Raw genomic sequence first — 1,269 nt, 5'->3', positions numbered from 1 at the left:
TCTGGTCGGTATAGATATACAGGCTGGTGGGGTGATTCGGGCCGGTTTCCTGAATCATTCTTAAGCCGTCCCACAGGAAGCGGGTACGATTGTAGGGTTGGCCGTCGCGGTCTATCTGATGCTTTTTGATACGCCGGCTAAGGCATCGTAGACGTAGCCGTAACGCTGGCTGCGGTTTAGTTGTTCGATACGTACTTCGCTCAGGCGGTGTTCAGCATCGTAGTGGTAGTGCTGGGTTGTGCCGATGGTCTGTTTGGTCTGGGTTCTGCCGTGCTCGTCGTAGCGGTAGTGGTGTCCTCTGAAATGCAGCAGCTGGTTACAGCGAATTAAGTTCTAGCAGCTTTTGATTTTGCCGATGATATTGTATTTTTAAATTATATATCTACAATTAGTTTTTTTAGTCTTTTAATTTCATTAATTAATCGAGGAATATCTTGTCGTGCATGTGCAATAAACTCTTGATCATCTATTGTTCCGCCAATAAGCTCAATATCATCCCCGCGATTATTTTCATCTCCAGTCATAATAAAATTAGAACCACTGGAATGATCTCTATCTTCGACGTAAGATATCCATGGCCCCTTAGTCGCTTTATCACATCGTTGTTTTATTAAATTCAATTCATCATCGGATATTTTATTATTTTGTTGCATTAACAATTCCTTTTGTTGGATTTTGGTTTGGCCGATGGGTTCTTCTGAGTAGGTGTCATTAAAGCTTCTGCTTGCTTTGCTGTAATACCTGATAAAGTTGCATGATGGGGATTATTTTTAGTTGGAGAAGGTATAACATCTCCACCTGCTGCTCGAATATCTCCAACCGTTGTAACGCCTACTTTATTGTGTGGAATACCTTCAGTTAGTTGATCTAATGTCTTACCTGCTGCGCTATTTACTGAAATTCCATCTAACTTGCCTGTACCATCAACTACAACACCACTACCATTTTTAAATGAATCAGCAAGGCATGCTCCACCTCTGCATACAATAGCATCATCTGGCAATATTGATTTTAACCCCCACGGATCCACCCAAGTCAACCCATTAGGCGCATACTGATACAGATTAAAGCCACCCAGCAATCCTATCGGATCCGGCTGGGTAAAGCGACCTATATCCGGATCATAATACCTGAACGTATTGTAATGTAGTCCGGTTTCTCTGTCTAAATATTGTCCCTGATATCTGAGGTTTTGCTCTATGGGTTCGTGTTCGATTTCATGAATCCGTTTCCCCCATAACTGAAAGCTGCATTCCCACAGTATTTTAC

At 42.3% G+C, this 1,269-nt stretch carries 3 protein-coding genes; 1 reads left to right on the top strand and 2 read right to left on the bottom strand.

The genetic code is table 11. From position 1 onward, the window contains the following. Positions 1-180 precede the first annotated feature (180 nt). Positions 181-330 (top strand): hypothetical protein, encoded by a 150-nt coding sequence (locus BGI33_RS13670; RefSeq protein ID WP_257378942.1) that lies wholly within the window; start codon positions 181-183, stop codon positions 328-330. A 44-nt stretch (positions 331-374) separates the two neighbouring features. On the opposite strand, the gene BGI33_RS03265 is transcribed toward BGI33_RS13670, so the two are convergent. Continuing rightward, positions 375-653: a hypothetical protein gene (locus BGI33_RS03265; RefSeq protein WP_100089919.1), complete on the bottom strand. Its 279-nt coding sequence runs from the start codon at positions 651-653 to the stop codon at positions 375-377. Continuing rightward, positions 653-1,269, bottom strand: a 617-nt coding sequence (locus BGI33_RS03260) for an RHS repeat-associated core domain-containing protein (RefSeq protein WP_144235347.1), incomplete at its 5' end; no start/stop codon positions are given. The genes BGI33_RS03260 and BGI33_RS03265, both read right to left, overlap by 1 nt.

The sequence above is a fragment of the Snodgrassella alvi genome (assembly GCF_002777425.1).
GTDB lineage: Bacteria > Pseudomonadota > Gammaproteobacteria > Burkholderiales > Neisseriaceae > Snodgrassella > Snodgrassella alvi_B.
This window is presented reverse-complemented; position numbering and strand designations above follow the sequence as displayed.